This is a genomic window from Pseudarthrobacter sp. NPDC058329, from assembly GCF_042879835.1.
Taxonomy (GTDB): Bacteria; Actinomycetota; Actinomycetes; order Actinomycetales; family Micrococcaceae; genus Arthrobacter.
Genome location: NZ_JBHVZR010000002.1, coordinates 232,294 through 258,248 on the forward strand (window position 1 = coordinate 232,294; position 25,955 = coordinate 258,248).

The 25,955-nt window shown below is 65.3% G+C and carries 23 protein-coding genes and 1 pseudogene; 9 read left to right on the forward strand and 15 right to left on the reverse strand.

The annotated features are described in order from the left end of the window. Window positions 1-13: 13 nt before the first annotated feature. Window positions 14-601: a helix-turn-helix domain-containing protein gene (locus ACFVYC_RS05540; protein WP_387547664.1), complete on the reverse strand. Its 588-nt coding sequence runs from the start codon at window positions 599-601 to the stop codon at window positions 14-16. Window positions 602-881: 280 nt separating this feature from the next. On the opposite strand from ACFVYC_RS05540, the gene ACFVYC_RS05545 reads away from it, so the two are divergent. From ACFVYC_RS05545 to ACFVYC_RS05555, 3 genes are read left to right on the forward strand one after another with little or no spacing between them, the layout of a single operon-like run. Next, window positions 882-2,012 carry a Gfo/Idh/MocA family protein gene (locus ACFVYC_RS05545; RefSeq protein WP_387547919.1) on the forward strand — a complete coding sequence of 377 codons (1,131 nt, stop codon included), beginning with the start codon at window positions 882-884 and terminating at the stop codon, window positions 2,010-2,012. Then, window positions 2,012-2,761, forward strand: coding sequence for a ThuA domain-containing protein (locus ACFVYC_RS05550; RefSeq protein WP_387547667.1), 750 nt, complete (start codon window positions 2,012-2,014; stop codon window positions 2,759-2,761). Before ACFVYC_RS05545 ends, ACFVYC_RS05550 begins: the two co-directional genes overlap by 1 nt. 46 nt (window positions 2,762-2,807) lie before the next feature. Next, window positions 2,808-3,905, forward strand: a complete 1,098-nt coding sequence (locus ACFVYC_RS05555; protein ID WP_387547670.1) for an alanine racemase — start codon at window positions 2,808-2,810, stop codon at window positions 3,903-3,905. Between the two features lie 6 nt (window positions 3,906-3,911). On the opposite strand, the gene gdhA is transcribed toward ACFVYC_RS05555, so the two are convergent. Beyond that, window positions 3,912-5,249: an NADP-specific glutamate dehydrogenase gene (gene gdhA, locus ACFVYC_RS05560; protein ID WP_387547673.1), complete on the reverse strand. Its 1,338-nt coding sequence runs from the start codon at window positions 5,247-5,249 to the stop codon at window positions 3,912-3,914. A 202-nt stretch (window positions 5,250-5,451) separates the two neighbouring features. On the opposite strand from gdhA, the gene ACFVYC_RS05565 reads away from it, so the two are divergent. Continuing rightward, window positions 5,452-6,108, forward strand: a complete 657-nt coding sequence (locus ACFVYC_RS05565) for an AmiS/UreI family transporter (RefSeq protein WP_387547676.1) — start codon at window positions 5,452-5,454, stop codon at window positions 6,106-6,108. Between the two features lie 3 nt (window positions 6,109-6,111). Here ACFVYC_RS05565 and idi read toward each other — a convergent pair whose 3' ends face one another. Continuing rightward, the gene (gene idi / locus ACFVYC_RS05570; RefSeq protein WP_387547679.1) at window positions 6,112-6,636 is read right to left on the reverse strand and encodes an isopentenyl-diphosphate Delta-isomerase; all 525 of its coding nucleotides are present in this window, start codon (window positions 6,634-6,636) and stop codon (window positions 6,112-6,114) included. Between the two features lie 282 nt (window positions 6,637-6,918). Between idi and ACFVYC_RS05575 the strand changes: the two genes are divergently transcribed. Beyond that, window positions 6,919-8,832 (forward strand): amylosucrase, encoded by a 1,914-nt coding sequence (locus ACFVYC_RS05575; RefSeq protein ID WP_387547681.1) that lies wholly within the window; start codon window positions 6,919-6,921, stop codon window positions 8,830-8,832. A gap of 103 nt (window positions 8,833-8,935) precedes the next feature. Beyond that, on the forward strand, window positions 8,936-9,793 hold the full coding sequence (locus ACFVYC_RS05580) for a prephenate dehydratase (RefSeq protein ID WP_387547684.1): 858 nt from the start codon (window positions 8,936-8,938) through the stop codon (window positions 9,791-9,793). On the opposite strand, the gene ACFVYC_RS05585 is transcribed toward ACFVYC_RS05580, so the two are convergent. The 3 genes and pseudogenes from ACFVYC_RS05585 to ACFVYC_RS05595 form a co-directional block, all read right to left on the reverse strand. After that, entirely contained in the window at window positions 9,775-11,685 is a 1,911-nt protein-coding gene (locus ACFVYC_RS05585) for an FAD-binding monooxygenase (protein ID WP_387547686.1), read from the reverse strand. The genes ACFVYC_RS05580 and ACFVYC_RS05585 overlap by 19 nt on opposite strands. Before the next feature lie 387 nt (window positions 11,686-12,072). After that, window positions 12,073-13,430 (reverse strand): annotated as a pseudogene (locus ACFVYC_RS05590) (SLC13 family permease). A 55-nt stretch (window positions 13,431-13,485) separates the two neighbouring features. Beyond that, window positions 13,486-14,862, reverse strand: coding sequence for a homoserine dehydrogenase (locus ACFVYC_RS05595; RefSeq protein ID WP_387547689.1), 1,377 nt, complete (start codon window positions 14,860-14,862; stop codon window positions 13,486-13,488). A 177-nt stretch (window positions 14,863-15,039) separates the two neighbouring features. On the opposite strand from ACFVYC_RS05595, the gene otnK reads away from it, so the two are divergent. Genes otnK through ACFVYC_RS05610 form a run of 3 tightly spaced genes read left to right on the forward strand, consistent with a single transcriptional unit; the run spans window position 15,040 to window position 17,725 of the window. Continuing rightward, a complete protein-coding gene (gene otnK / locus ACFVYC_RS05600; RefSeq protein WP_387547692.1) occupies window positions 15,040-16,269 on the forward strand; it encodes a 3-oxo-tetronate kinase in 1,230 nt (409 codons plus the stop codon). Continuing rightward, window positions 16,266-16,913 carry a class II aldolase/adducin family protein gene (locus tag ACFVYC_RS05605; RefSeq protein WP_387547694.1) on the forward strand — a complete coding sequence of 216 codons (648 nt, stop codon included), beginning with the start codon at window positions 16,266-16,268 and terminating at the stop codon, window positions 16,911-16,913. Before otnK ends, ACFVYC_RS05605 begins: the two co-directional genes overlap by 4 nt. A gap of 14 nt (window positions 16,914-16,927) precedes the next feature. Beyond that, complete coding sequence (locus tag ACFVYC_RS05610) at window positions 16,928-17,725, forward strand: DeoR/GlpR family DNA-binding transcription regulator (RefSeq protein WP_387547697.1); 798 nt, start codon at window positions 16,928-16,930, stop codon at window positions 17,723-17,725. 58 nt (window positions 17,726-17,783) lie between these two features. On the opposite strand, the gene ACFVYC_RS05615 is transcribed toward ACFVYC_RS05610, so the two are convergent. The 9 genes from ACFVYC_RS05615 to ACFVYC_RS05655 form a co-directional block, all read right to left on the reverse strand. Beyond that, window positions 17,784-18,167 (reverse strand): hypothetical protein, encoded by a 384-nt coding sequence (locus ACFVYC_RS05615; RefSeq protein ID WP_387547921.1) that lies wholly within the window; start codon window positions 18,165-18,167, stop codon window positions 17,784-17,786. 200 nt (window positions 18,168-18,367) lie between these two features. Beyond that, on the reverse strand, window positions 18,368-19,060 hold the full coding sequence (gene urtE / locus ACFVYC_RS05620; RefSeq protein ID WP_387547700.1) for an urea ABC transporter ATP-binding subunit UrtE: 693 nt from the start codon (window positions 19,058-19,060) through the stop codon (window positions 18,368-18,370). Then, window positions 19,060-19,863, reverse strand: coding sequence for an urea ABC transporter ATP-binding protein UrtD (urtD, locus tag ACFVYC_RS05625; protein WP_387547703.1), 804 nt, complete (start codon window positions 19,861-19,863; stop codon window positions 19,060-19,062). The genes urtE and urtD overlap by 1 nt, the downstream gene beginning before the upstream one ends. After that, entirely contained in the window at window positions 19,860-21,011 is a 1,152-nt protein-coding gene (gene urtC, locus ACFVYC_RS05630; protein ID WP_387547706.1) for an urea ABC transporter permease subunit UrtC, read from the reverse strand. The genes urtD and urtC overlap by 4 nt, the downstream gene beginning before the upstream one ends. Then, window positions 21,008-21,892: an urea ABC transporter permease subunit UrtB gene (gene urtB, locus ACFVYC_RS05635; protein WP_387547709.1), complete on the reverse strand. Its 885-nt coding sequence runs from the start codon at window positions 21,890-21,892 to the stop codon at window positions 21,008-21,010. The genes urtC and urtB overlap by 4 nt, the downstream gene beginning before the upstream one ends. A gap of 33 nt (window positions 21,893-21,925) precedes the next feature. Further along, on the reverse strand, window positions 21,926-23,191 hold the full coding sequence (urtA, locus tag ACFVYC_RS05640) for an urea ABC transporter substrate-binding protein (RefSeq protein ID WP_387547712.1): 1,266 nt from the start codon (window positions 23,189-23,191) through the stop codon (window positions 21,926-21,928). A 366-nt stretch (window positions 23,192-23,557) separates the two neighbouring features. After that, window positions 23,558-23,983, reverse strand: coding sequence for a heat shock protein transcriptional repressor HspR (locus ACFVYC_RS05645; RefSeq protein WP_387547714.1), 426 nt, complete (start codon window positions 23,981-23,983; stop codon window positions 23,558-23,560). Between the two features lie 14 nt (window positions 23,984-23,997). Beyond that, the gene (locus tag ACFVYC_RS05650) at window positions 23,998-24,972 is read right to left on the reverse strand and encodes a DnaJ C-terminal domain-containing protein (protein WP_387547717.1); all 975 of its coding nucleotides are present in this window, start codon (window positions 24,970-24,972) and stop codon (window positions 23,998-24,000) included. Between the two features lie 273 nt (window positions 24,973-25,245). Further along, entirely contained in the window at window positions 25,246-25,953 is a 708-nt protein-coding gene (locus ACFVYC_RS05655; protein WP_387547720.1) for a nucleotide exchange factor GrpE, read from the reverse strand. Window positions 25,954-25,955 lie beyond the last annotated feature (2 nt).

Sequence of the window (25,955 nt, forward strand, 5' to 3'; positions counted from 1 at the left end):
TGACGCACGGTCCCTACTTCGCGGCCACGGCCAGGAACTGGATGGGAAGCTCCTGGAGTTCGAGCGGACCGTGTGGCCCTTCCCCATCGAGCAGGAGCGAGTCGCCCGGCTCCATGGTGTATTCGTACTGGCCGTGGCCGTAGATCATCCTGCCCGCGAGCATGTAGATGAATTCCGTGCCAGGGTGCTGGAAGAGCGGGAACACGTCGGATGCATCCGTCAGCGTCACCAAGGTAGGTTCGAGCGCATCCGTGCGGCCCTTCAAAGTACCCAGCACGCGGTATTCATGCCCGTGCTGGGTACCGCTGCGTACAGTGAGGCTGCCTTGGCCGTTTTTGGTGAACGTGGCGTCCCGGTCCGTGTCCGCCCCACGGAACAGCGCCGTTACCGGGATCTTCAGCCCGTCGGCGAGGCGCTGGAGCGTGGTCAGTGAACAGGACGTGCTGGCTGTTTCGATTTTAGAGATCATCGCCTTGGACAACCCGGTGCGGGCAGCAAGCTCCGCGGAGGACAGGCCCTGGGAGGTGCGGTAGTGCCGCAGCTGGGCCGCGATCACCTGTTCGAGTTTTCCGGCGACCTCTTCCCGGGCATGTTCTGTCATATGAGCCATCATAGGTGGCAGGCTGCGGGTGACCGGGCGGGGCCGGGGGCCTGCTGCCAGGACGAACCGTGCCCGAACATGCCGACGGGTGGCAGCTAAGCTAGGGAAAACCCGCCGCAGCAACACGGCCCCGGCAGCGAAGACCTAAGCCGCTGGCCGCAGAAGGACAAGGCGGGTCGATTCCAAGCGCAGCCCCTCCTGACCGTCCACCGCCAACGAATAGGAAGCATCCGTGAAGAACGAGCAATCGTCCGGGCAGCAGTCCCCTGCCTCGCAAAAAGTGCCACAAGACGCGCCCGGACAAGAGCAGGCAACCGTACTGCGTGAAACGGGCCAGGAACTGCGGGTGGGCGTCGTCGGCATCGGCTGGGCAGGCCAGCAGCATCTCAAGGCCTATGATGCACTGCCGGACGTCCGCATTGTGTCCTTGGCAGGAATGGAGCAGGAACTCCGCGATTCGCTGCAGGCCGAGTACTCGATTCCGAACGCCTTTGCGGACTGGGAGGACATGCTGGACCACGGGGGCCTGGACGCGGTCAGCGTGGCGGTGCCTACCTTCCTGCACGCACCCATCGCTGTCGCCGCCCTCGAACGGGGAATCCACGTGCTGAGCGAGAAGCCCATCGCGCGCAACGCCGCCGAAGGCCAGGCGATGGTTGACGCAGCACGCACGGCGGGGCGCGTCCTGGACGTAGCCTTCAACCACCGCCGCCGCGGTGACATCCAGGCCCTCAAAGGCGTTATTGACGACGGCGGGCTGGGCCGGCCGTACTACGCCAAGGCATCGTGGCTGCGCCGCTCCGGCATCCCAACCCTGGGGAGCTGGTTCACCAATCCGGAGCTCGCGGGCGGTGGACCCCTGGCTGACATCGGCGTCCACGCACTCGACTACGCCCTCCACCTCCTCGGCGAACCCAAGGTGGTGGCCGTGTCCGCCGCCACCCATTCCGAACTTGGTCCGCAGGGGCGCGGTGGCGGAAAAGAGTACTCAGCCCTCGCCTCCAGCCACGCGTTCGACGTCGAAGACTTCGCCTCGGCGTTCCTCCGGCTTGAGGGTGGCGGAACATTGCTGATCGAGGCAAGCTGGGCCACCTACCGGGAAACGGACGACCTCCTGGACTTCACCATTTACGGCACCGACGGCGGCGCCGAACTCAAGGTGCAGGGCGCGCCCTTCCCACCCGTCGGCCAGCTCCGCGTGTTCACCGACAAGGACGGCGAATCCGCCGACTACGTGCCGCCTGTGTTGCCGGGCCGCGCCCATGACGCCGTAGTGGAAGACTTCATCACGGCAGTGCGCGGCGGCGAAGCAGTCTGGGGCGAGCATGACGGATCTCTGGCACTCTACCGGGCACAGATCATCGACGCGTGCTACCAGTCCGCGCTGGAGCAGAGGGAGGTTCGTCTCTAATGAACGACAAATTGAGGATCCGGGTCTGGAACGAAGGGGTCCACGAGGCCAACAACGAACCGTCCCACATCGGCGACATCTACCCTGACGGCATCCACGGCGCCATCGCCGCGGGCCTCCGCTCCTACTACCCCGAAGCAGAAATCACGACGGCGGTGCTCGCCACCGACGATGAGCACGGCCTTGACGAGGAGGTGCTCGCAGAGACGGACGTCCTGCTCTGGTGGGGACACATCGCCCACCACGAGGTGAGCGACGCCGTCGTCGAACGCGTCCACCGGCACGTGCTCGGCGGCATGGGACTGATCGTGCTCCACTCGGGGCACTTCGCCAAGGTTTTCACCCGGCTGCTGGGCACCAGCTGCTCGCTGGCCTGGCGCAACGACGGCGAGCGGGAGCTGGTATGGACCGTGAAGCCGACCCACCCCATCGCCGAAGGGGTGGACAGCCCCATCGTCATTCCCGAGCAGGAGATGTACGGCGAGCTGTTCGACATCCCGGACCCGGACGACCTGATCTTCATCAGCTCCTTCGCCGGCGGCGAGGTGTTCCGCTCGGGCGTCACCTTCACCCGGGGCAAGGGCCGGATCTTCTACTTCAGCCCCGGCGACCAGGAATACCCCGTCTACCACCAACCGCAGATCCAGCGGGTCCTGGCCAACGGCGTGAAGTGGGCAGCCCAGCCCGGCCTGGACCGTTCCGTTCCAGCCGTCACCAACCCTGCCCGGGACTGGTTCGGCGAGGGTTAGGAGCTCTCATGACAAGCGCCGCCTGGTGTTGCGGGATGTGGGACGAATGAGCATTCCCACCGACATTGATACGCCGGAAATCCTTGTGGACGTGGATGTCCTGGACCGGAACATTGAGCGGATGGCGCACGCTGTGCAGGCCAAAGGCCTGGCCCTGCGGCCGCATGCCAAGACCCACAAAATCCCTGAGGTCGCTGCGCGGCAGCTCGCGGCGGGCGCAGCGGGACTGACCGTAGCAACCATCGGCGAGGGGGAAGTGTTCGCAGCGGGCGGTGTGGACAACATCTTTATCGCCTACCCGCTGTGGCTCTCAGTCCAGAAGGTTGAACGCCTCCGTCGGCTGGCGGAGACGGCAGTCATTTCAGTAGGCGTGGACTCTGCGGCAGGGGCCGCAATGCTTGGGAAGAGCCTGGGCGCTGCGGCCAGTGACATCACGGTGCTTGTGGAGATTGACAGCGGCCATCACCGCAGCGGCGTCCTGCCGGAAGCCGCGGCAACGGTGGCCCGGGCAGCCGCCGGCGCCGGCCTGCGGGTGGGAGGTGTGTTCACTTTCCCGGGCCACAGCTACGCTCCCGGCATGCCCGCCGAAGCCGCGGCGCAGGAGCAGGCAGCACTGAAGGAGGCAGCCGGGGTCCTGGCCGGGGCTGGGTTCGAGACCGCGGTCCGAAGCGGCGGATCCACCCCGACGGCGCTGCTCACCCAGGGTTCCGCTGCCACTGAGGTGCGTCCGGGCGTCTATGTCTTTGGTGACGCCCAGCAGTTTGAGCTGGGCCGGTGTGCCCTCGAAGACATAGCCCTCACGGTGGCGGCCACAGTGGTCAGCCACCACGGCACTCCGGCGGGCACCCCTGCGCGCTTCATCCTTGACGCCGGCAGCAAGATCCTGGGCAGCGACCGCCCTTTTTGGGCAACGGGGTATGGCCGGCTGATCGACCACGCGGATGCACGGATCACCGCCCTTTCGGAGCATCACGCCACCGTGGAGTGGAACGACGGCGCACCCCCGCCGCCCCTCGGCACCAGGCTGAGGGTGATCCCCAATCACGTATGCCTGGCCGTCAACCTCGTGGACGAGGTCGCCGTCGTGCGGCAGGGACGACTCGTTGACCGGTGGACTGTGGCTGCCCGGGGAAAGAACAAATAGGGCGGCTTAGATCAGCCCCTGCGCCAGCATGGCGTCTGCCACCTTCACGAACCCGCCGATGTTTGCACCGAGCACGTAATCCCCTGGCGAGCCGTACTCCTCGGCCGTAGCAGCACAGACGTCATGGATTCCCACCATGATGTCCGTCAGCCGCTGTTCGGTGTGCTCGAAGGACCAGGAATCGCGGCTGGCATTTTGCTGCATTTCCAGGGCAGAGGTGGCCACTCCGCCGGCGTTCGCCGCCTTGCCCGGCGCGAACAGGACGCCGGCCTGCTGGAAGACGGCAACGGCGTCGGGAGTGCTCGGCATGTTGGCCCCTTCACCCACGGCGAGCAGGCCTTCGCGCACCAGGGCGGCGGCAGCAGCGCCGTCGAGCTCGTTCTGCGTTGCACACGGCAGCGCCACCGTGGCGCCGGCATCCCAGACGGACCCGCCGTCCACATAGGTGGCACCTGGCCTGCGGACGCCGTATTCCTTGAGCCTGGCCCGCTCCACTTCCTTGACCTGGCGCAGCAGCGGAATGTCGATGCCGGCCTCGTCAACGATGTAGCCGCTCGAGTCCGAGCAGGCAACCACTGTGGCACCCAGCGCCTGCGCCTTGGCGATGGCGTTGATGGCCACGTTCCCGGATCCGGAGACCACCACGCGCTGCCCGTCGAAGGTTGTTCCCCGGGTCTTCAGCATTTCCTGCGTGAAGATCACCGTCCCGAACCCGGTGGCCTCGGGCCGGACCAGCGATCCGCCCCAGGAAATTCCCTTGCCGGTCAGCACACCGGATTCATAGCGGTTGGTGATGCGCTTGTACTGGCCGAACAGGTAGCCGATTTCACGCCCGCCCACCCCGATGTCCCCGGCCGGGACGTCGGTGTATTCGCCGATGTGGCGGTAGAGCTCGGTCATGAAGGACTGGCAGAACCGCATGACTTCGGCGTCGCTGCGGCCACGGGGGTCGAAGTCGGAGCCGCCTTTGCCGCCGCCGATGGGCATGCCGGTGAGGGCGTTCTTGAAGATCTGTTCAAAGCCGAGGAACTTAACGATGCCAAGGTTGACCGAGGGGTGAAACCTCAGGCCGCCCTTGTAGGGGCCCAACGCTGAGTTAAATTCCACCCGGAAGCCGCGGTTGATCTGCACGCGGCCTTGGTCGTCAGTCCAGGGAACGCGGAAGATAATCTGACGTTCAGGTTCGCAAAGCCGCTCGAGGATGGCGGCTTCGAGGAACTCGGGATGGCGGTCGTGGACCGGGCCGAGGCTTTCGAAGACTTCCGTGATGGTTTGGTGGAATTCCGCCTCGCCGGGGTTCCGGGCCAGGACGGTATCCCTGATGGCCTCCAGCCGTGCATCCATGATTCTTCCTCACCGTGAGCTAACGCGGGACAGCCGCGGGGAGGCGGCACAGTCCCGGAAAAGTTTACGTTTCAACCTATCCGATTACGACCGGGCACTGTTAGGCGGACACCACCTCATCCGCTAATCTCCGTAATGTGACAGCTATATTTCGCTCTACGGAAAAGTACGCGGCCATTTTGTGCGGCTGGGAGGTGTCCTGATGCCGTATGTATGCCTCCTCCTTTCCGGCGCTGCGCTGCTGGTCAACGGCCTGGCGGCACTGGAGCTCTTGCCCCGCCGCGATGCCGCCGTGCTCAGCGTGTCGGTTGGAGCCATCCAGTTGGCTCTCGCGGTGGGATACCTTTCCAGCCAGGACGGCGGGACACCAGTGTTGTTGAGCGCTGCAGGAATGACCCTTTTTGGGTTGACATACATCTATTCGGGAATGGACGTCCTGCTGGGCCTGGGCTCCAAAGGGGTCGGCTGGTTCTGCGGAATGGTGGCGCTCGTCGGACCGCTTCTGGCGGCGGCGTGGTTGCAGGACGATCCGCTGCTGGCCGTTCTTTGGCTGTGTTGGTCCGTGCTGTGGGGGCTGTTCTTTGCATCGATGGCTATGGGGGTGGAGGGGCTAAATCCCTTCATCGGCTGGGCACTGGTTCTCACCAGCCAGGTGACGGCAACGGTTCCGGCCTTTCTCGGGCTGGCGGGCCTGTGGCCACACAGTCCAGCCGTGGCCGCGGCGTCCGCGGTCATCCTGACCGGGCTGTTCCTTGCTGCCGGCATCCTGGCGAGGCGCCCGCAGACACGATGCCTGCAGCCCAAAGACGAATATGGCCCCGCAGAGACAGAACATGGGGCAGGTCTACAGGGGCCTTGAGCCTTACAGGCTGGGGCGCAGTTCGCTAAGTTGCAGGATGAGCCAAGGGCTGAATGCCCAGGGGGCCGCCTCTGCAGCCGCCAGCAGATTGGCCACGGAAACCCATTGGTGTTCGCACACCTCTGACTGTCGGGGTACTACGGGATCGTCGGTCAGGGCTGTAAAGACGGGGCATAGCTCGTTCTCGACTATGCCGTTCGGGTCTACGGCCCGATACCTGAATTGCGGCAGCCTCTCCTCCAGGTTGTGGACCTCGATTCCGAGTTCCCACCGGCCTCGTCGGCGGATTGCGTCCACCATGTCTTCGCCGGGAACAGGATGTCCGCAGAAAGAGTTGGTCCATACCCCTGGCCAGGCGGCTTTCACGAGCGCGCGCCGCGTGACGAGGACGCGCCCCTTCTGGTCAAAGACGTAGCAGGAAAACGCCAGATGAAGCGGGGTGTTGTGATCATGAATGTCCTGTTTGGGGGCTGTTCCGCAGGGCTTGCCCTGGGCGTCCAGGAGTACCACCAACTCTTGATCTGTCATGGACACCTGACGCAGCTCGCCTTCCTGACGGTCTGGCAGCTGTCTATGCTCACAGCGCCAGCAAAACCGTAAGCATTCACAGGGCATTCCTTTCAGGTCCGTGCCTCAACGGAGTATAGCGAGGCTTGGCCGGGAGAAGAATCCGGAAATGCCGAAAGCCGGGCCCGCATGCAAACCGCAGGCTCCTGCCGCCGTCGAACGCTTCCCCCGGGGCATGGCGTGGCATACTGCCGTAACAGTGCCTGCCGGATCCGCCGGCCGGAGGTGGGAAGGGGCTTCTCAATGCAGGACTTCGTCGGCGTGGACGAAACGGCGCGGCAGCACGTCGTCGACGCCCTTGCAGGAGCACACCTCGGTGCAGGAACTGACTTTGAGCGGCGGTTCCAACGGCATTTCCCTGACCTGTGCCGCCTCTTCCACTCCTTGTACGGCTCCCGCGCCGACTGGCTGGAGCAGCTCACGGCGCTGGTGGTTCAAAGCGCCCGCTCCTGGCAGGAACGCCCGGCAGAGCTAAAAACCCTGGACGCCGAGCGCGAAGCGAACTCCGGCTGGTTCCTGGACAACACCATGCTCGGCGGCGTCTGCTACGTGGACCGGTACGCCGAAAGCCTCGAGGGAGTCCGCAGCCGCATCCCGTACTTCAAGGAGCTCGGCCTCACCTACCTGCACCTCATGCCGCTGTTCCTGGCCCCCGAACCGCACTCGGACGGCGGCTACGCGGTCTCCAGCTACCGCGAGGTCAACCCGAAGCTGGGGAGCATGGAACAGCTTCGTGGCCTTGCGGCTGAGCTGAAGGCAAACGGCATCAGCCTGGTGGTGGACTTCATTTTCAACCACACCTCCGACGAACACGGGTGGGCCCGGCGCGCAGCCGAAGGCGATCCCGAGTACAGCGACTATTACTGGATCTTCCCGGACCGCACCATGCCGGACGCCTTCGAACAGAATGTGCGGGAGATCTTTCCCGAAAACCATCCGGGGTCCTTTATCCAGATGGAGGACGGCCGCTGGGTCTGGGCCACGTTCCACACGTACCAGTGGGACCTGAACTACTCCAACCCGGACGTTTTCCGCGCGATGGCGGGCGAGATGCTGTTCCTGGCGAACCAGGGCGTGGACATCCTGCGCATGGATGCGGTGGCCTTCATCTGGAAGCAGCTCGGCACCCCGTGCGAGAACCTCCCCGAAGCGCACACGCTGCTCCAGGCGTTCAACGCGGTGTGCCGGCTGGCAGCGCCGTCGCTGCTGTTCAAGTCGGAGGCCATCGTGCATCCGGACGAGGTGGCCCTTTACATTGACCCCGCTGAGTGCCAGATCTCCTATAACCCGTTGCAGATGGCCCTGATCTGGGACTCCCTGGCCACCCGCGACGTCTCGCTCCTTGCGCAGGCACTGGAACGCCGGCACAACATTCCCGGGGGCACTTCCTGGGTGAACTACGTCCGGAGCCACGATGACATCGGCTGGACGTTCGCGGACGAGGACGCAGCGGAGCTGGGAATCAACGGCTTCGACCACCGCCGCTTCCTGAACTCCTTCTACGTCAACCGTTTCCCGGGCAGCTTCGCCCGCGGCGTCCCGTTCCAGGACAACCCCAAGACCGGCGACTGCAGGATTTCAGGCACGACGGCGTCCCTGTGCGGCATGGAGGTGGACCCGGCTGAGGCGGTGGAGCGGATCCTCCTGGCCCACTCGGTTGCCTTCAGTACCGGCGGCATTCCCCTGCTGTATCTGGGCGACGAGGTGGGCCAGGTCAACGACTACGGATACGACCGGGAGGAAGGCCACGAGACGGACAGCCGCTGGGTCCACCGGCCGCACTTCCCGGAAGAGCAGTACGAGCGCCGGCTTGATCCGTCCACGCCTGAAGGGGCCGTCTACGCCGGCCTGAAACGGATGATCCAGGTCCGAGGCACCACGTCCGAACTCGCAGGCACCCGGCTGGTCGGTTTCGCCACCAACAACCGCAGCGTGCTTGCCTACCAGCGGCCCGGCCAGCCCGGAACATCAGGCAAGGGCTCAGAGATCCTGGCACTGGCAAACTTCAGCGACCAACCGCAGGCCCTGGGCGCCGGAACCTTCGCCGGATACTCAGCAGCCGCCGTCGACCTCCTCTCCGAAGCCGAACTGCAGCTGACCGGGGGCGTCACGCTCCTGCCGCGGCAGTACGTCTGGCTGCGTGTCACCCCCGTCTGACCCACCCAATTGAGTCGCAACTAATGCACTGAAATTGCTTTTTCGGGACGTTAACTGCCACCCAGTTGGGTGGGCGGGCGCAGGGCGTGAAACCATACGGATCATGTCCCAGAAGATTGCGTACCAGGGTGAGCCCGGCGCCAACTCCAATATCGCGTGCAACCAGATGTTCCCCGGACTGGAAAGCGTGCCCTGCGCGAGCTTTGAGGACGCGTTTGAGCTCGTGTCCAGCGGCGAAGCGGACCTGGCCATGATCCCCATCGAGAATTCCATCGCCGGCCGGGTGGCGGACATCCATATCCTGCTGCCCCAGTCCAACCTGCAGATCGTGGGCGAGTTCTTCCTTCCCATCCACTTCGACCTGCTGGGCCTTCCGGGCAGCACCATCGAGGACGCCACCGAGGTCCACAGCCACATCCATGCCCTGGGCCAGTGCCGGAAACTCATCCGCGATCACGGACTTAAGCCCGTCATCGCCGGTGACACCGCCGGGTCTGCGCGGGAAGTCAGCGAGTGGAACGATCCGCGCAAGCTCTCCCTCGCTCCCCCGTTGGCCGCGCAGATCTATGGCCTGGAAGTGCTGGCCTCACGGGTCGAGGACGATCCCTCCAACACCACGCGCTTTGTGGTCCTGGCCCGGGAAACGGCGCTGCCGGCCCGGGACGAACTGCCCGGACCCGCAGTCACCAGCTTTGTGTTCCGGGTCCGGAACGTCCCGTCCGCCCTCTTCAAGGCCCTGGGCGGCTTCGCCACAAATGGCGTGAACATGACACGGCTCGAGAGCTATATGGTGGGCAACGAGTTCGCCGCCACCATGTTTATGGCGGACGTCGAAGGCCACCCCGAGGACCTGCCGCTACAGCTGGCCCTCGAGGAACTGGACTTCTTCACCACCGAGGTGCGGATCCTGGGCGTCTATGCAGCTGCGGAGTACAGGACGGCTCAGACCGTCAACGGCTGACCTGCCGTGTGGTGCGGCTTCAGCAGCGGTGCGAAAAATTCGCCCAGCTCGGCCGTCGCCGTCAGCGGCAGGACATTCGCCACGTACTGGTCCGGCCGCACCACCACCACCACGCCGCCGCGGTCCAGGCCGCGCAGGTCAAAGATATCGGCGGCGGGGTCGGTGGCGTACACCTTCTCGTAGTCGGTCAGCTTGAACGGGCCAACCTGCGGCTTGAACACTGCGGGAACAGCGCCGATGTCCACGGCGGTGTGCGGCTGCTGGTAGATCACCTTCACGTCGAACCAGGCGTCAGGATCAGCGTCCGACGGCGTTGCGGCCAGCGGCGAATGGGGCGAGTTCGCGATCCACCCGGCGAAGTCCGCAACACCTGAGGGCTCACCGGCAAGTGCGGCGTCCGCGAAGACGTAGATGCGCCAGCGGCCGTCCGCCGTCGCGTGGTGGCCCAAATGTATGGGATTGGTGTCGCCCACCCGAACCACCGGCGCCGACTTGAAGCGCTTGCCTACCGGGAAGCCCGTTGCCAGGTCTTGGTGCTTCGCCGCAGCCACCAGCACGGACGGGGCGTACTCGGTCATAAACCCGGCCGGGAACTCAGCGGTGCGGACGTAGAAGTCCTCCAGGTCCGAGGGGTGCTCGAACTCCTCAGGCTTCTTGGCCATCATGGTGGACCACTCCTTGTCGAAGTCGATCAGGTTCCTGGCCACTACCTGCCGTTCGGCGGAGTAGGTGGTGAGCAGGTTTTCCGGGCTGCGGCCCTCCAGCACGTGGCCGAGTTTCCACGCAATATTGAAGCCGTCCTGCAGGGAGACGTTCATGCCCTGGCCAGCCTTGGCACTGTGGGTGTGGCAGGCATCGCCGGTGATAAACACCCGCGGGGTCCGGGTGCCGCGGTCCTCCGGCAGGACGTCGTCGAACCTGTCAGTGAGCCGGTGCCCCACCTCGTAGACGCTGTGCCACGCCATGTTCCGCACGTCCAGGGTGTAGGGGTGCAGGATCTCGTTGGCCTTCTGGATGATCTGTTCGATGCTGGTGTTGCGGACGGCGTGATGGGTGGCCGGGTCCACTACGCCCAGATCCACGTACATCCGGAAGAGGTGGCCACCTTCGCGTGGAATGAGGAGGATGCTGCCTTTTTCGCCCTGGATGGCGCACTTGGTGCGGATATCGGGGAAATCCGTGACCGCGAGGGTATCCATCACGCCCCAGGCGTGGTTGGCCTGGTCCCCGGCCAGGTGGCAGCCGATCGCTTCGCGCACTCTGCTCCGCGCGCCGTCGGCCCCCACCACGTACTTGGCGCGGACAACACGTTCCTGTCCCTCACGTGGACCGGAAGTGTGGAGCAGTGCCACCGTGACAGGGTAGTCGCCCTCGTCCGCGACGGTCAGGGACTGGAACTCGTAGCCGTAGTCCGGCTTCAGGCGGGTAGGCGAGTTGGCGGCGAATTCGGCGAAGTAGTCAAGCACGCGGGCCTGGTTGACGATCAGGTGCGGGAATTCGCTGATGCCCATTTCGTCATCCACGGCCCTGGCAGCCCGGATGATGTTCGTGCGGTTGGCGGGGTCCGGTTTCCAGAACGCCATCTCGGTGATGCGGTATGCCTCGGCAGTGATCCGTTCCGCGAACCCGAAAGCCTGGAAGGTCTCGACGCTCCGGGCCTGGATACCGTCGGCCTGGCCGATGGCGAGCCGGCCGGGGCGGCGCTCCACGATGCGCGTGGTGACATTCGGGAACATGGAGAGCTGCGCTGCGGCGAGCATTCCGGCAGGTCCGGTGCCAACAACCAGGACATCAACTTTGTCCGGAAGCTCCTCGGGCCGGTTGATACCGACGCCCGCTGCCGGCTTCACCCGCGGGTCTCCGGAGACGTAACCGTGATGGTGGAACTGCACGGGATTCCTCACTTCGTTGTGTGGCTTTGCGATTCAATAGCTGTTCGATAATAGAACTTGAATTTCCATATGAGAAAGGACTGCCGTAGGAGCAACACTGTACGCCACCCGCTGTGCCCACAACAAGAGCCGCCGGAACGACTGAAGAAAGGGCTTGACGCCCACCGCGGGCCGCGAACTGCTCGGCTACGAGGGCGAGATCGCGCTGGTCATCGGCAAAGCCCGGCACTGATCCCGGCAGACGCCGTCGACCCCGCCAAGCTGCGCATCCGCACCTGGCACAACGGCGAACTCGTTCAGGACGACATCGTCCGGGTTGCTTGAACCCTCACAGGAAAGGGCGGGCACTGCTTTTCAGCAGTACCCGCCCTCACCGGACTTGTGGGGCTATGCCCAGAGGAATGGAACCACAAGGACCGCGAGCGTGATGACCGGTCCGATGATCACCATCGAAAGGCCCCAAATGGTCAGGTGCCGGTTGACCGTGGAGCGGTGTTCCTCCACGGTCGAGGCCACGATTGTGGCACCGGTTGTTCCGAAGGGTGCACAGTCCACCAGGGAGGCCGAGATGGCCAGCGCGTAGATGAAGCCGGTCATCTCAAGGCCGCCGCCGGGAATGAGCAGCGGAACCGCGAGCGGGATCAGGGCGCCGATGATGCCAATGGTGGAGGCGAATGCCGAGACCAGGGCGGCGATGACGCAGATGACGAACGCCGCGAGCAGCGGCTGGCTCACGGAACGGGCGGCCTCGCCGAGCTGGTCGATGGCGCCAAGGCGGGTCAGGACGGCCACATAGGTGATGATGCCGCCCAGGAGCAGTGTGGTGCTCCAGTCGATGCGGGCGATTGCCTTGCGGCCCACGCCCGGATCGACCAGGGCGATGATCACGGCGATGGTGAGCGCCACGACACCGAGGTTCACGTCGACGTCGAGCTGGTTGAGCGTGAAGAACCCGATCACGAGCACAAAGATCGAGACGATGACGAGCAGCTGGAGGGGCAGCAGCTTGGGACGCGGTGAGGCATCCACGCGGGCCTCGGTGCGGTCAAGCGTCAGCGTTCCCGCGGCTCCGGTGCGGGTACCTGAGCCGCCGCCCGTCGGCGAGGTGCCGCCGGAGGACCGGCCGGCGGCACCTGCCCGGGTGCGGGCAATGAGTTCGCGTCCGCCGAACATAAAGAAGGCCACCAGGACCACAAGCGCGTTCACACCGATGGAGAGTGCGAACATCAGCGCGGCGTTGTACGGGACGTTGGCCTCGGAGGCGACAGTTTGCACGGTGATGCCCACGATGCTGGTGGGGGCAAGCGCGCCGCCCACAATCGCCGAGCTCATGGCGATGCCCATCATGGTGGAGTTGATTTTGTGGCTGTGCGCGAGCGTCATGGCGATGGGGACGACGGCAAACGCGGCGTGCGAGGTGCCCATGCAGGCAACCGCCGAGGCAATGGCCCAGAGGCCCCAGGGCAGCAGGGCGACGCGGTCGCCGATGAGGTCGAGCGAGCGGTCCACCAGCCACTTGATGGTGCCGGTTTCGTGCGCGATGCGAAGAGGTAGGTGATGCCCACGAGGATGATCAGGGCGTCCACCGGGAAGCCGCCGACGACTTCCTTCAGGCTTTCACCCACCACGCCGATGCCGATGATGAACGCGGACACCAGGGCCAGGGCGCCCATATGGACGTTGCGCACCGAGGAGATGGTGAAGACCAGCGCCAGCCCGATCAGGGCGATGATTTCGGGGGTCATGCCGCGCACACAGCGGATGCGGGCACCGGGTGCGGGGCGGGGGAAGCAAAGTACGTCATTGATTTACTCCGATCAGGTTCGTATCGCGGGAGGCTCCCGCGAGGTAGAGGGCAAGGGCGCCGGCGTCAACGCCGTCAACGTCCTCGAGTCCGATGAGGTCGCCCTGGGCCACGGGGCGGGTTAGCCTGGCGCCGTCGAGCAGGTAGAACGGGAAGGCTTCGCGCTGCGAGGCGATCATCACCGGCGCCACCCCGGCAATCTCGTGGTGGTGTCCCGCCACGGCCAGTCCGGTGCCGGCGGGCAGTTCGCGGGTGGCGCGGCCGGCAAGGACCATGCCCGGCAAAGCGGCAGGAGCGGCGGCGCGGTCGACGGCGGCGTGCACCGTCAGCGGCGTCTCCACACCCATGTAGTGGTACGGCCAGTAGATGCATGCGTACTTTCCGTCACGGCTGACCACGTGGCCCTTGCCGCGAAGGATCTCCCAGGTCACCGGGTCGCCGGTGCGGACCACGGCGAAGACGCCGCCTGCGAAGCTGGCCTCGCCGGGCAGCCGCAGGGCCGAGAAGACGTCCACCACGCCGTCGTTGGTGATGATGCCGCCGTCGGCGCGTGCGGCGTAGATGTCGGCAAGCTCGTCGATCCGGGCCACCGGGTAGTGCATCGCCTCAACGTCGGCCATCATGCCGGTGCGCATGGCCACCACGGTCATTTCGCACGAATCGGCTGCGGCTGCCCGCTTCAGGGTGCTGACGGCTTCGGCCCGCTTCTGCAGCGTGGCGGCGATGTCGTCGCCGAGGCCCAGCAGCCTGGTCAACTGGGGTGCGTCGATGGTCTCGCCGGCCTGCGTGACGCGGCCGGTTTCCGGGTTGTACTGGAGGTCGTACTCGCCGGCTTTGCCGATGGCAATGATGTCGAGTCCGACGGCGCTGACCCAGTCGACGAGGCGCAGCAGGTTTGCCGGCTGGTCACCATCGCCCGGGAGGTAGCTGAGCCCCTTGGCAGCCGCCTGGGCGCCGAGTTCCACTCCCACCACGGTATCGACCTCTTTGCTCACCATGACCACGTGGGTGTTGTTGTTTAGTGCTGCCGCTGCGTAGGCCGAGCCAACGCCCACCCGGCCGCAGGCCTCGACCAGAACGTCGATGCCGGTCCAGTCCAGGGCGTCGGCTGACGCGATCAGGGCGGTCCGGCCATCCGCGACGATTTCCGCGGTGTGTGCAGGGTCGATGGACCCGGCCACGAGGTGCTCAGGGATGCCCAGTTCGGCAAGCATGCCCAGCACACCGTCGATATCGGGATCTATCAGTACGGCAGGGAGGATTTCGGGAGTGAGGGACAGCTGGGCGAGGAACGTGCGTCCGTAACCGCCGTTGGCCCCGGTGAGGGCTACGCGGATGGGATCTCGTCGTCGAGCGCGGTGAGGGAGGATCACGGTTGGTCCAAATCTTCGTGAGCGACGCCCGACCTTCGAACGTGCCGGGAATCACTGTGACACACATTCTAATTTCGTACAACAACTTACCAAAATTTAACATTCCTTCCCCGCTGGGTGTTACAGTCATTTCCGGCCACCGCCGCTTGGAGGCGGGTGGTTTAGAAAGGATCGAACGTGCTCGGAATCATCGCTGATGACTTCACTGGCGCCACGGACATAGCCACTATGCTCCGGCGCTCTGGTCATCGAGTGGCTGTCGTCAATGAGGACGGCACACTCTCCTCCGAACAGCTGGCCGCACTCGACGCTGTTGTCGTCGCACTCAAGAGCCGGTCCGGTTCACAAGCTGACGCCGTCGCCGCTTCCCTGGACGCGTTGGGCCGCCTTCAGGCCTGGGGCGCGGCCCGCTTCTACGTGAAATACTGTTCCACCTTTGATTCCACGGACGAGGGAAACATTGGGCCGGTGCTCGACGCCATCACGGAAGAACTCGGTGCGCAAAGCTGCGTAGTGGTGCCTTCGCTGCCGGCCAACCACCGCACCGTCTACAACGGCCACCTCTTTGTGGGCGCCGAGCTCCTCGAGAACTCGTCCATGCGCCACCATCCCCTCACCCCCATGACCCGCTCCCGGGTTGCCGACCTGCTGCGCCCTCAAACTTCCCACCCCGTGGGCGAAGTGCTGCGCGGAACGGTGCGGCAGGGGCCCGCGGCCCTCCGCTCAGCCATCAACGCGGCCGAGGCCCGCTACGTTGTGGTGGATGCCATCGACGACGAAGACCTCGCGATCATCGGTGCCGCCACAGCCGACGATGTGCTGGTGTCCGGCGGATCCGGGCTGGCCCTTGGCATTCCAGGCCCCGGCCGGACCGATGCCTCCTGGGCGCCCCCGCCCCGCGGACGCGGCGCCGTCCTGTGCGGGAGCGTTTCCAGCGCCACGCTGGCCCAGATCGCGCACGCGGCCCGCACCCAGCCGGTAAGCAAGGTGGACATCCACGCGGCCATCGCCGATCCCGGTGCGGTTGCCGCCGAACTCGCCGCCTGGGTCCTCGCCCAGCCCGCCGACGCCACCCCCGTGGTGTGCGCGGCACGCGACCGCAGCGATGTCCTCCCCAGGGTCGGCGACGTCGAGACTGCACCCGTCGTCGAACGGGTGCTGACGCAGACCGCGGCCCTGCTCCTGGCGGACTCAACAGTCTCCGGACTGATCGTCGCGGGCGGCGAGACGAGTGGCGCCGTCGTACGAGGCCTGAACGTCCAGTTCCTGCAGATCGGCACGGAACTGGCTCCGGGAGTGTGCTGGTCCTCCGCAGAAGCGCAGGGACGCACGGTGGCCCTGGCGCTCAAGAGCGGCAACTTCGGCGACAACGACCTCTTCACTTCGGCTTGGGAGCACTTGGCATGAGCGCACGGAAACAACTCATCGCGGCGGGACGTCGCCTCGTCGACATGGGCCTGAGCCCGGGAGCCACCGGCAACCTGAGCATCCGGGACGGGGAGACGATCCTCGTGACCGGGACCGGGGCATCCCTGGGATCGCTGACGGATGCGGACATTGCCGAAATCTCGCTTACGGGCGAACACCTCGGCGGCGCACGCGCCTCGAAGGAAACCCCGCTGCACGTGGGCCTCTACAACCGTGGCGTGGAGCACCAGGCCATCGTCCACCTGCACTCGCCGCAGGCCGTCGCCATGTCCTGCCTCAGCCCGTGGTCCGAACGCAACGCCGTCCCCCCGCTCACCCCGTACTTTGTGATGCGGGTTGGCCAGACTCCGCTGCTGCCATACCGCCATCCAGGTGACGCCGCGCTCGGGGATGACATCCGGACCGCACCGGGACCCTTCCGTTCCGCCTTGCTCGCCAACCACGGGTCCGTGGTGTCCGGAAAGGACTTGGGCGACGCCGTGGAGCGCGCAGCCGAACTGGAGGAAGCCTGCCGGATCGCCCTCCTGACCGAGAACTCTCCCCGCCGCGAACTCACCCCACAGCAGATCCGCGAGCTCGCTGAGAAGTGGGACAGCCCCTGGACGCATTCTCCGGTAGATTGACCAGGGAGGCACCATTGGCTAAGACAACATCGCTGATTCCGGAGCAGCGCAGGCAGCAAATTCTTCAGCACCTGCGCAGCCACGGCGTACTCAGCTACCGGGAAATTACAGAACTGCTCGGCGTCAGCCACATGACCGCCCGCCGCGACGTCGCAGCCCTTGCCGACGAAGGAAAGGTCCAGGTCACCCAAGGTGGCGTCCTCGCAGTGACAAAACTGCTGCAGGAACCGCACCGCTCCGTGAAGGAAGCAGCCGACCTGCCGGCCAAGGCGGCGATCGCCCGCCAGGCTGCCGAACTCGTGTCCGACTCCATGACCGTTTATCTTGACGCCGGCACCACCGTCCAGGCCATGAGCCCCTACCTGCAAAACCGCACGGACCTGACGGTCGTGTCCAACGACCTGGTCACTGCTACGGCCTTCCTGGATTTCCCGGGAGTGGACGTGATCTGCGTAGGCGGCAGGGTGGACCGGGACAACAAATCCATGATCGGCCGGCTCGCCGCGCTCTCCCTGGCTGAACTGTCCCTTGATATGGCCTTCCTTTCCTCCAGTTCCTGGGATCTTCAGCACGGCGTAACAACGCCGGTAGAGGCCAAAATCGACCCGAAACGCGCCGCCATGGCTTCCGCCGAGACCACGGTGCTGCTCGCGGACAGCAGCAAGTTCGGACGGTATGCGAAATACCGCGTACTCGCTCTGGAGGAGCTTGACCTCATCATCAGCGATGCAGGCCTGGATGAGGCAGCCGCCGGCCGGATTCAGGGGCTGGGCGTCGACGTGGTCCGGGCGGGCAGCCACCAGGACGCCTGACGGACCGGTGGCTGGATACGGCAACCTGGCAGCCGGAGCCCTCCCCCACCCGCAGCGGCTACCCCGTCGCAGGAGCGGCGGTCCGGCCGCCGAACTGCCGCCCGGCCCAGCGGGCGAGCTTCCTGCCCTTGCCCTTCCACCAGTTGTCCTCGTCCTTGTCATTGTGGAGCCGGAAGATGATGGCCATCAGCACGAACATGCCCATCACCACGTCGATCCACGAGGCCAGCACCAGGGCAACCAGCACCGTCAGCCCGTTGGCAACCACGGAGGGGATTGCCAACGTCCGGAAGACGGTACTGGCTACATAACGCCGGTGTGACCGCGGCACGGACAGGGCACGCACCATATCGAAGCAGACGCACACCACCACTATGGTCTGTCCGAGTGCCAGCAGCACCTGGCCGGGAATCGAGCCGCTGAAGGCGGCCACCGCTTCCATCCCCGGGCTCATCGGATGCCCGTAGGGTCACAACGAAGCGGATCGGGCGCCCGCCATTGGGTACCAAACATCAAAACCCCCAGGAACTTGGAACCACTGCTGCTGATCCAGCAGTGGTTCCATTCAAGTTTCCGGGGGCTTGACCGTCACGAGTAGTGGGTACTCTAATTTCCGGATCAGTAGATTTTCGTCCCCGTGTCTCAGATGAGCATTGCCTTCCGGACGCTGCCCGTCGATGCGGAACCACCGGGCCCGGAGGAGGAGACCCTTCCGGCGGAAAGCACGTAATAGCTGTCGGCGGCCTGCAGGGCAAAGCCGATGTGCTGCTCCACCAGGAGGATGCTCATTCCGTTGCGCTGGGACAGCTTGATAATGGTCGCCTCTATCTCGGCCACGATGTTTGGCTGGATGCCTTCAGTGGGTTCGTCGAGAATCAGCAGGCGCGGATCCGTGATGAGCGCCCGGGCGATCGCCAACTGCTGCCGTTGACCGCCCGACAGCAGCCCGGCCCGCCGGGCCAATAATGGCTTGAGCGCCGGAAACATGTCCAGGGCTTCCGCCACGCGTTCAGCGCCGTTCTTGCGGCCGTCCGCGATCAGCTGGAGATTCTCCATGACCGACAGCTGACCGAAGGACTGCTGCCCCTGCGGCACATAGGCCATGCCACGGGCCACCCGCTGGTGCGGGCGAAGCGCCGAGATGTTCTCCCCGTCCAGGGTGATGCGTCCGGCCATCGGTTTGAGCAGCCCGACGACGGCGCGCAGCAGCGTGGTTTTCCCCGCGCCGTTGTGCCCCAGGACAGAGACAACGGCACCTTCCCTGACAGTGACACTCACCCCCGAGATCACCTGCGTTCGGCCGTAACCGGTCTGTAGACCCTCGATTTCCAGCATCAGTGGCCTTCCGTTCCCGACGTCCCGAGGTACACATCCTGCACCTTTTTGTCTGCCTGCACCTGCGCTACGCTTCCCTCGCTGAGCACCTTGCCGGCAGCAAGGACAGACACCGAGGTAGCGAACTCCCGGACGAAGTCCATATCGTGCTCGATAACCATCGTGATGCGGTTGGCTGCGATGCGGCGGAGCAGTGCACCGGTTTCCGCACGCTCGTCCTGGCTCATCCCCGCAATCGGCTCGTCCAGCAGGAGGACGTCCGAGTTCTGCACCAGCAGCATCCCAATCTCCAGCCACTGCTTCTGTCCGTGGGCCAGGATGCCTGCCTTCTTTTCCACGGCGTCTTCAAGGCCAATGATTTCCAGTGCCTCTTCCACCGCAGGGTCTACGGACTTCCGGCGGCGGAGCATCTGCAGGGGGCCCCGGCCGGAGCCGGCGGCAATGTCAAGGTTCTGGAGGACGGAAAGGTTCTCAAACACGCTGGCGGTCTGGAAGGTACGCCCGACCCCCAGCCGGGCAATCCGGTGCACTTTGCGACCGAGGACCTCTGTGCCGGTGTGGTTCACCGACCCCGTGGCCGGCACCAGGCCCGTGATGGCATCAATGACAGTGGTTTTTCCGGCGCCGTTGGGTCCGATCAGAAACCGCAGGTCGCCCTGCACGACGTCAAGGTTGACGTTGTCCACGGCGAGGAATCCGTCAAAGGAAACCGAGAGGTTTCGGATCTCAAGGTACTTGGGCCGGCCGTGGCGCATTCCCCCGGCCTGCGGTTCGCCGTCCGGGAGCAGGGTGGACGCGCTCATCTGCTGACCTCCTCAGGCGTGGTGGTTTTCTCTTCAGCTGCCGGCGATGCGAGGGACGCTGGAGGTGCTGGTTCGGCAGGTGCTGGTGCCGCGCCAGGGGTCCGGCGGTGCCTGCGCAACAGCCCCGGCAAGGAGGCAAGCCCGCCGGGCATAAACCCGATGACCAGGACAAACAGCAGGCCCTGGAAGTACACCCAGAAGGACGGGAAGGTGGAGGACAGGCTGGACTGTGCGGCGGCGACGCACACGGCGCCCAGGACCGGCCCCAGAAGCGTGGCGCGGCCGCCAATTGCAACGCCGATGAGGAACGCGATGGAAGGGATCACGCCCACATCCGCTGGGGAAATTATTCCCACGAGCGGGACGAACAGGGCGCCCGCAATGCCTGCCAGGACCGCGGCCACCACGTAGGTAACGGTTTTGACGGTCGCCGGGTCATAACCGAGGAAACGGACGCGCTCCTCCTGGTCCCGGACCGCAACCAGCAACTCCCCGAACCGACTATGCGTCAGTTGGCGGACCGCTGCGAGGGACAGCAACAGGATCACCGCCGCGGTCACGTACAGCATGCGCTTGTTGTTCGGGTCCTGCAGGTCGAAGCCGAAGAAGGAACGGAATCCGTTGAGACCGTTGGAGCCTCCGGTGGTGGCCTGCTGGCCGATCAGGAACACGGCGAAGGCGGCGGCCAGGGCCTGGCTGAGGATCGCGAAATAGGCGCCTTTGACGCGGCGCTTGAAGATCGCCAGCCCCAGGATCAGAGCCACCAGCCCGGGAACCAGGACCACGGCCAGGATGGTCACCGAGGGGCTCCGGAAGGGTTCCCACCAGCCTGGTACCTCGCCGCTGCCATAGAGGGACATAAAGTCCGGGACTCCGGTGCCGCCGAAGAGCGACGCGTCAGCCAGCTTCATGTGCATTGCCATGATGTATGCCCCAAGGCCGAAGAAGACACCCTGGCCCAGGGTGAGCATGCCGCCGCGCCCCCATGCCAGGCCAATGCCCACGGCCACAATTGCGAAGCAGAGGAACTTCCCGAGCAGACCCAGGTTGAACGCCGGCAGCACCGCGGGTGCGACGCCGAGGAGCAGGACGGCGCCAAGCGTGAAACCCGCCGCTGCTCCCGGCCGCCCGCGCAACAGTTTCCTCATGCCAGGCTCCTCGTTTTGAGGCTGAAGATGCCCTGCGGCCGAAGCTGGAGGAACACCACGATCACGATCAGGATCAGGACCTTGCCGATGCTGGCCGTCGTCGAGTATTCAAAGACGGACTGGAGCACGCCCAGGGCGAAGGCTGCGATGACGGCCCCTTTGATCTGGCCGATGCCACCGGCCACCACCACCAGGAAGGCATCCACGATGTAATTGGTTCCCAGGTACGGGCTCGTGGAGCCAATGAGGGTGACGGCGACACCGGCCACCCCGGCCAGGCCGGAACCTATGAAGAACGTCAGCTGGTCGCTGCGCCGGGTCGAGACACCACTGGTTTCGGCGAGGTCGCGGTTCAGCACAACAGCCCGGATACGGCGCCCGAGCGGTGTGGCCCTGAGGAGAAGGACCAGGCCGGCCAGGCACAGCAGCGACAGCCCCAGGATGAAGAGCCGGGTCAACGGAATGGGGGCGCCCAGCAACTCGATGTTGCCCTGCAGCCAGCCCGGAGCGCGGACGTCAACGCTGGGTGCGCCGAAGATGTCGCGTGCGGCTTGCTGCAGGATCAATGCCACCCCGAAAGTGACCAGGAGCGTGTCCAGGGGCCGGCGGTACATGCGGCGCAACAGCACCGCCTCGAGCACCAGCCCCAGGACACCTCCCACCAGGAAGCCGGCGGGAATGGAGACCAGCAGTGATACTCCGGCGTCGGAGATGGCCTGCTGAACCACGAAGGCAGTGTAGGCCCCGGCCATCATAAACTCGCCGTGGGCCATGTTGATGACCCCCATTTGACCGAAGGTCAACGACAGTCCCAGTGCTGCGAGGAGCAGTACGGAGCCGAGGCTGAGTCCGGCGAACATCTGCCCTATCAGGAGTTCCATTCCAGCAGGCCTTTCCTCGATGCTTCCGCGCCGCTACTTGGCCAGGTCCTTGGCCCAGTCGTACGTGGCAAGGAACGGATCCGGTTCAACGGCCTCGGGCGATGACCAGACCGTGTCGATGAGGCCCGCCGAGTTGATTTTGCCGATCCGGGGAGTCTTGGTGATGTGGTTGTTCTCCCCGTTGACCGTGACCAGGCCTTCAGGTGCCTCGAAGGTCACTCCGCCGGCCGCGGCCTGCACTTTGTCCACCTCGAATGAGGCTGCCTTCTCCACCATGGCTTTCCAGAGGTACAGGGAGGTGTAGGCGGCCTCCATGGGGTCGGACGTTACCCGCTCTGCCCCGAACTTCGCCTTGAACGCCGCCACGAACTTCTTGTTGGCCGGGGTGTCCAGGGTTTGGTAGTAGTCCCAGGCGGTCAGCTGCCCTTCAACGTTGTCCAAGCCGACGCCGGGGACTTCCTCCTCGGCGATGGACACGGAGACCACGGGCATGGTGTCCGCTGTCAGTCCAACGCTCTTGTACTGCCGGAAAAAGGCCACGTTGCTGTCGCCGTTGAGCGTGTTGAAGACCGCGTCCGCCTTGGAGTCGCGGACTTTGTTGACGATGGTGGAGAACTCGGTGGAGCCCAGCGGGGCGTATTCCTCCCCCAGCACTTCGATGCCCTTGGCCTCGGCGTACGCCTGGATGATCTTGTTGGCTGTACGTGGGAAGACGTAGTCACTGCCCACCAGGAAAAGGGATTTGGTTCCCTGCTCGGCGAGGTAATCCAGCGCCGGAATGATCTGCTGGTTCGTGGTGGCACCGGTGTAGAAGATGTTCTTTGACGACTCCAGGCCCTCGTACTGCACCGGGTAGAACAGCAGCGCGTCGTTGGCCTCAAATACGGGCAGCATCGCCTTGCGGCTTGAGGAGGTCCAGCCTCCGAACACCGCCGCGGTGCAGTCCTGCTGGATCAGTTTCCCGGCCCGCTCTGCGAACTTGGTGGGTTCGCTGGCGCCGTCCTCGCTGACGACCTCGAGCTGCTTGCCCAGGACTCCGCCCGAAGCATTGATTTCCTCGGCGGCCAGGGACAGGGAGTCAAAGACCGTGCTCTCGCTGATGGCCATGGTGCCGGACAGCGAGTTGATGAACCCCACTTTGACGCTGCTGCCCGTGGTGTCCACGCAGGAAGTGCCGGTGCTGGCAGTGGAGCCCCCGGACGCCGGATCTGCGATCTGGCTGCCGCAGCCTGCCAGGACTGTGGCCACGGCTGCCGCCGCCAGGGGCAGGAAAGCGCGTTTGTTAACCGAAACCCTCATGTGTACCTGCTTCTCACTCAGCCGCTGCGCTGGCAGCGGCTCGCCTCCGAGGTCCTGGGAAGTGACCCCTTGGGATGAATGTAGGAGCGAATTGTTTCGGTGCCTGCGGCGTTGGTTTCGACGCAGTTTCGGGACTGTTGCGGGGGCTGGGCTGAGGTATGGCTTACCAACGGACAGGCACGAGAAACCCCAGCAAAGCGGGCCTCCGAAAGTTAACCTGCGGGAAACTTACCTCCCCGTAACGTTGGCCTGCCAGCCGGACACAATCAAGCTGTGTGCCTGACAAAACGGGCTTCACCTGCGGTTGTAGGCGGAACCTGGGGCGCGGGAAGGGCTGCTAACGCCCGGTCCGCAGCACCGGCGCGGCTATTGCCCGATGGCGCGGGGCCGCCAGAGCACTACCGCCTGCGACCTCGGGCGGGGCCGTTGGCCGCGGGCCAGGCTCACCACGTCTCCCGCTGCGCCGGCCGCAAAGATCCTTGAATCGAAAGGCTGCGGGCGCCGGCTGAGCTCTTCGGCCAGCTCCGAAACCCGGCGCTGGAGGGCAGCCACCTGGTTCTCGAGCTCCAGGATCCGCTTGATCCCTTCGAGTGAGACGCCCTCCTGGGACAGCCGTTGCACCTCGCGGAGCATGTTGATGTCGCGCTGGGAGTAGCGCCGGGACTTTCCGGGGGCGCGGCTGGGCGAAACGATGCCCAGCCGGTCGTACTGCCGGAGGGTCTGGGGGTGCATGTCCGCCAGTTCAGCCGCCACCGAGATCACAAAGATCGGCTGGTCTGAGTTGATGTCCACGGCTCACACCGCTGCTAAAGCCGGGCCTTGGCGGCCAGGCCCTCTCGCACGTCGGCCCCGGCCGTGGCATCGGCAAACGCCTTGACCGCGGCTTCGGCTTCCTTGTTCAGGTTCTTGGGAACGGCGACGTCGATGGTCACCAGCAGGTCGCCGGTCCCCTTGGACGTCTTCACACCCTTGCCCTTGACCCGGAGTGTACGGCCCGACGGCGTACCGGCCGGCACGCGGACCCGCACCTTCTCGCCCTCGATCGTGGGTACTTCGATGTCGGCGCCCAAAGCAGCTTCGGGAAAGGTGACAGGGACGTGCACGCGGAGGTTGTCGCCGTCGCGCGTGTAAAACTCGTGCGGTTTCACGGAAACGGCAACCACCAGGTCCCCGTTCCCGGCCGCGCCTGGCTGGCCCTTGCCGCGCACGCGGACCTTCTGGCCGTCCTTGATACCCGGTGGCACGCGGACATCGATGACCTCGCCGCTGGGTTCCCGAAGGCCAATGGTGGTGCCGCGGATGGAACCGGAGAACGAAATACTCGTGGAGGCAGTACGGTCAGCACCCTTCTGCGGGGTGCGCTGGAATCCGGGAGAACCCCCAAAACCGCCGCCGAACAAGTCCGCAAACTCGGGCGGTATGCCGCCGGCCGACGGGTTGAACCCGCCCGAGTGGCGCCCGGTGTTGCCCGTGAACAAGCCGCCGAACATGTCCTCAAACCCGCCGTTGCCGCCACCGGCGCCGCCGGGAGCGAAGCGGGCCCCGCCCCCCATGGCCCGGATGGCGTCATACTGCTGGCGCTCTTCGGGATCGGAAAGTACAGAGTAAGCCTCGGAGATGTCCTTGAACTTCTTCTCGGACGCAGTGTCCCCCGAGTTCGTATCAGGGTGGTGCTGCCGCGCGAGCTTCCGATAAGCCTTCTTGATATCGGCGTCGGAAGCGTCCTTGGCGATACCAAGGATCGCGTAAAAGTCCTTGTCCACCCAATCCTGGCTAGCCAATGGCGTTTCCTTTCTTGTACTTACTAAAGCTCTACACGCCGCATGGGCTCCGAGCTTTGTGGTCATCTCACCTTAGGTGACGCGACCGCAGAACGCCGGAGCGGATGAGGGGGCCCGGGAGTGGCACGTAAGGATCTGGCCGAGGGCCCCAACACGAGCTTGCGAGTGTTGGGAGGCCAGATCCGCTGCCGTAGCGTGGCGGCCTAGGTCCGTAGGACCAAAGCCGCCACGCGAAGGGGCGGGGCCCCCTCATCCGCGGAGGCGTGGTGACCGTCAGGCAGGTACGGCCACAATCACTTGGGCGGCGCGGAGGACGCGTTCGCCTGACTTGTAGCCGGAGCGAAGTACCTGGCTGACGGTGTCAACTTCGATGTCCTCGCCGGGTTGCTGGATGAGGGCCTCGTGGATCGTGGGATCGAACTCCACGCCGGTCTCATCGATGCGGGCCAGGCCGTAGGTCTTCAGCGCGTTCTCCAGCTTGGCGGCGATCGCGGCGAAGGGGCCATCGGCGAGGTCGCCGTGCTGCCGGGCGGCGTCAACGTCGTCCAGGACCGGGAGCAGGGAGTTCAGGACGCCGATGACGGCCATCTCCCCTGCCACGGCACGGTCGCGTTCCACGCGCTTGCGGTAGTTGACGTACTCGGCCTGCAGGCGGAGGAGGTCGTTCTTCAGCTCGGCCGCCTCCGCGGAGGTTGCGCCCGCCGAAACACCTTGGGCCACGGATTCCTCAGCCGGCACCTCGATGCCGTTAAGGATCTCCTCGGCCTGGGCCAGTGCGTCGCCGTCGGAGTCCGGGTCCTCGGAACCGGCGCCCGGGGCTGCGTCGCCGGGAACGGACTGACCGCCCTCGGGGTGCCGGGCCGCACCGGTCACCGGATCAACCTTGCGGTTGTCCCGGATGACCGGTTCCTGGTGGCCGTTGCCCTGCTGCTCCTGGCTCGCGGATGAGATGTGCTCTTCCTCGTTACCGTGGTGCGGCATGG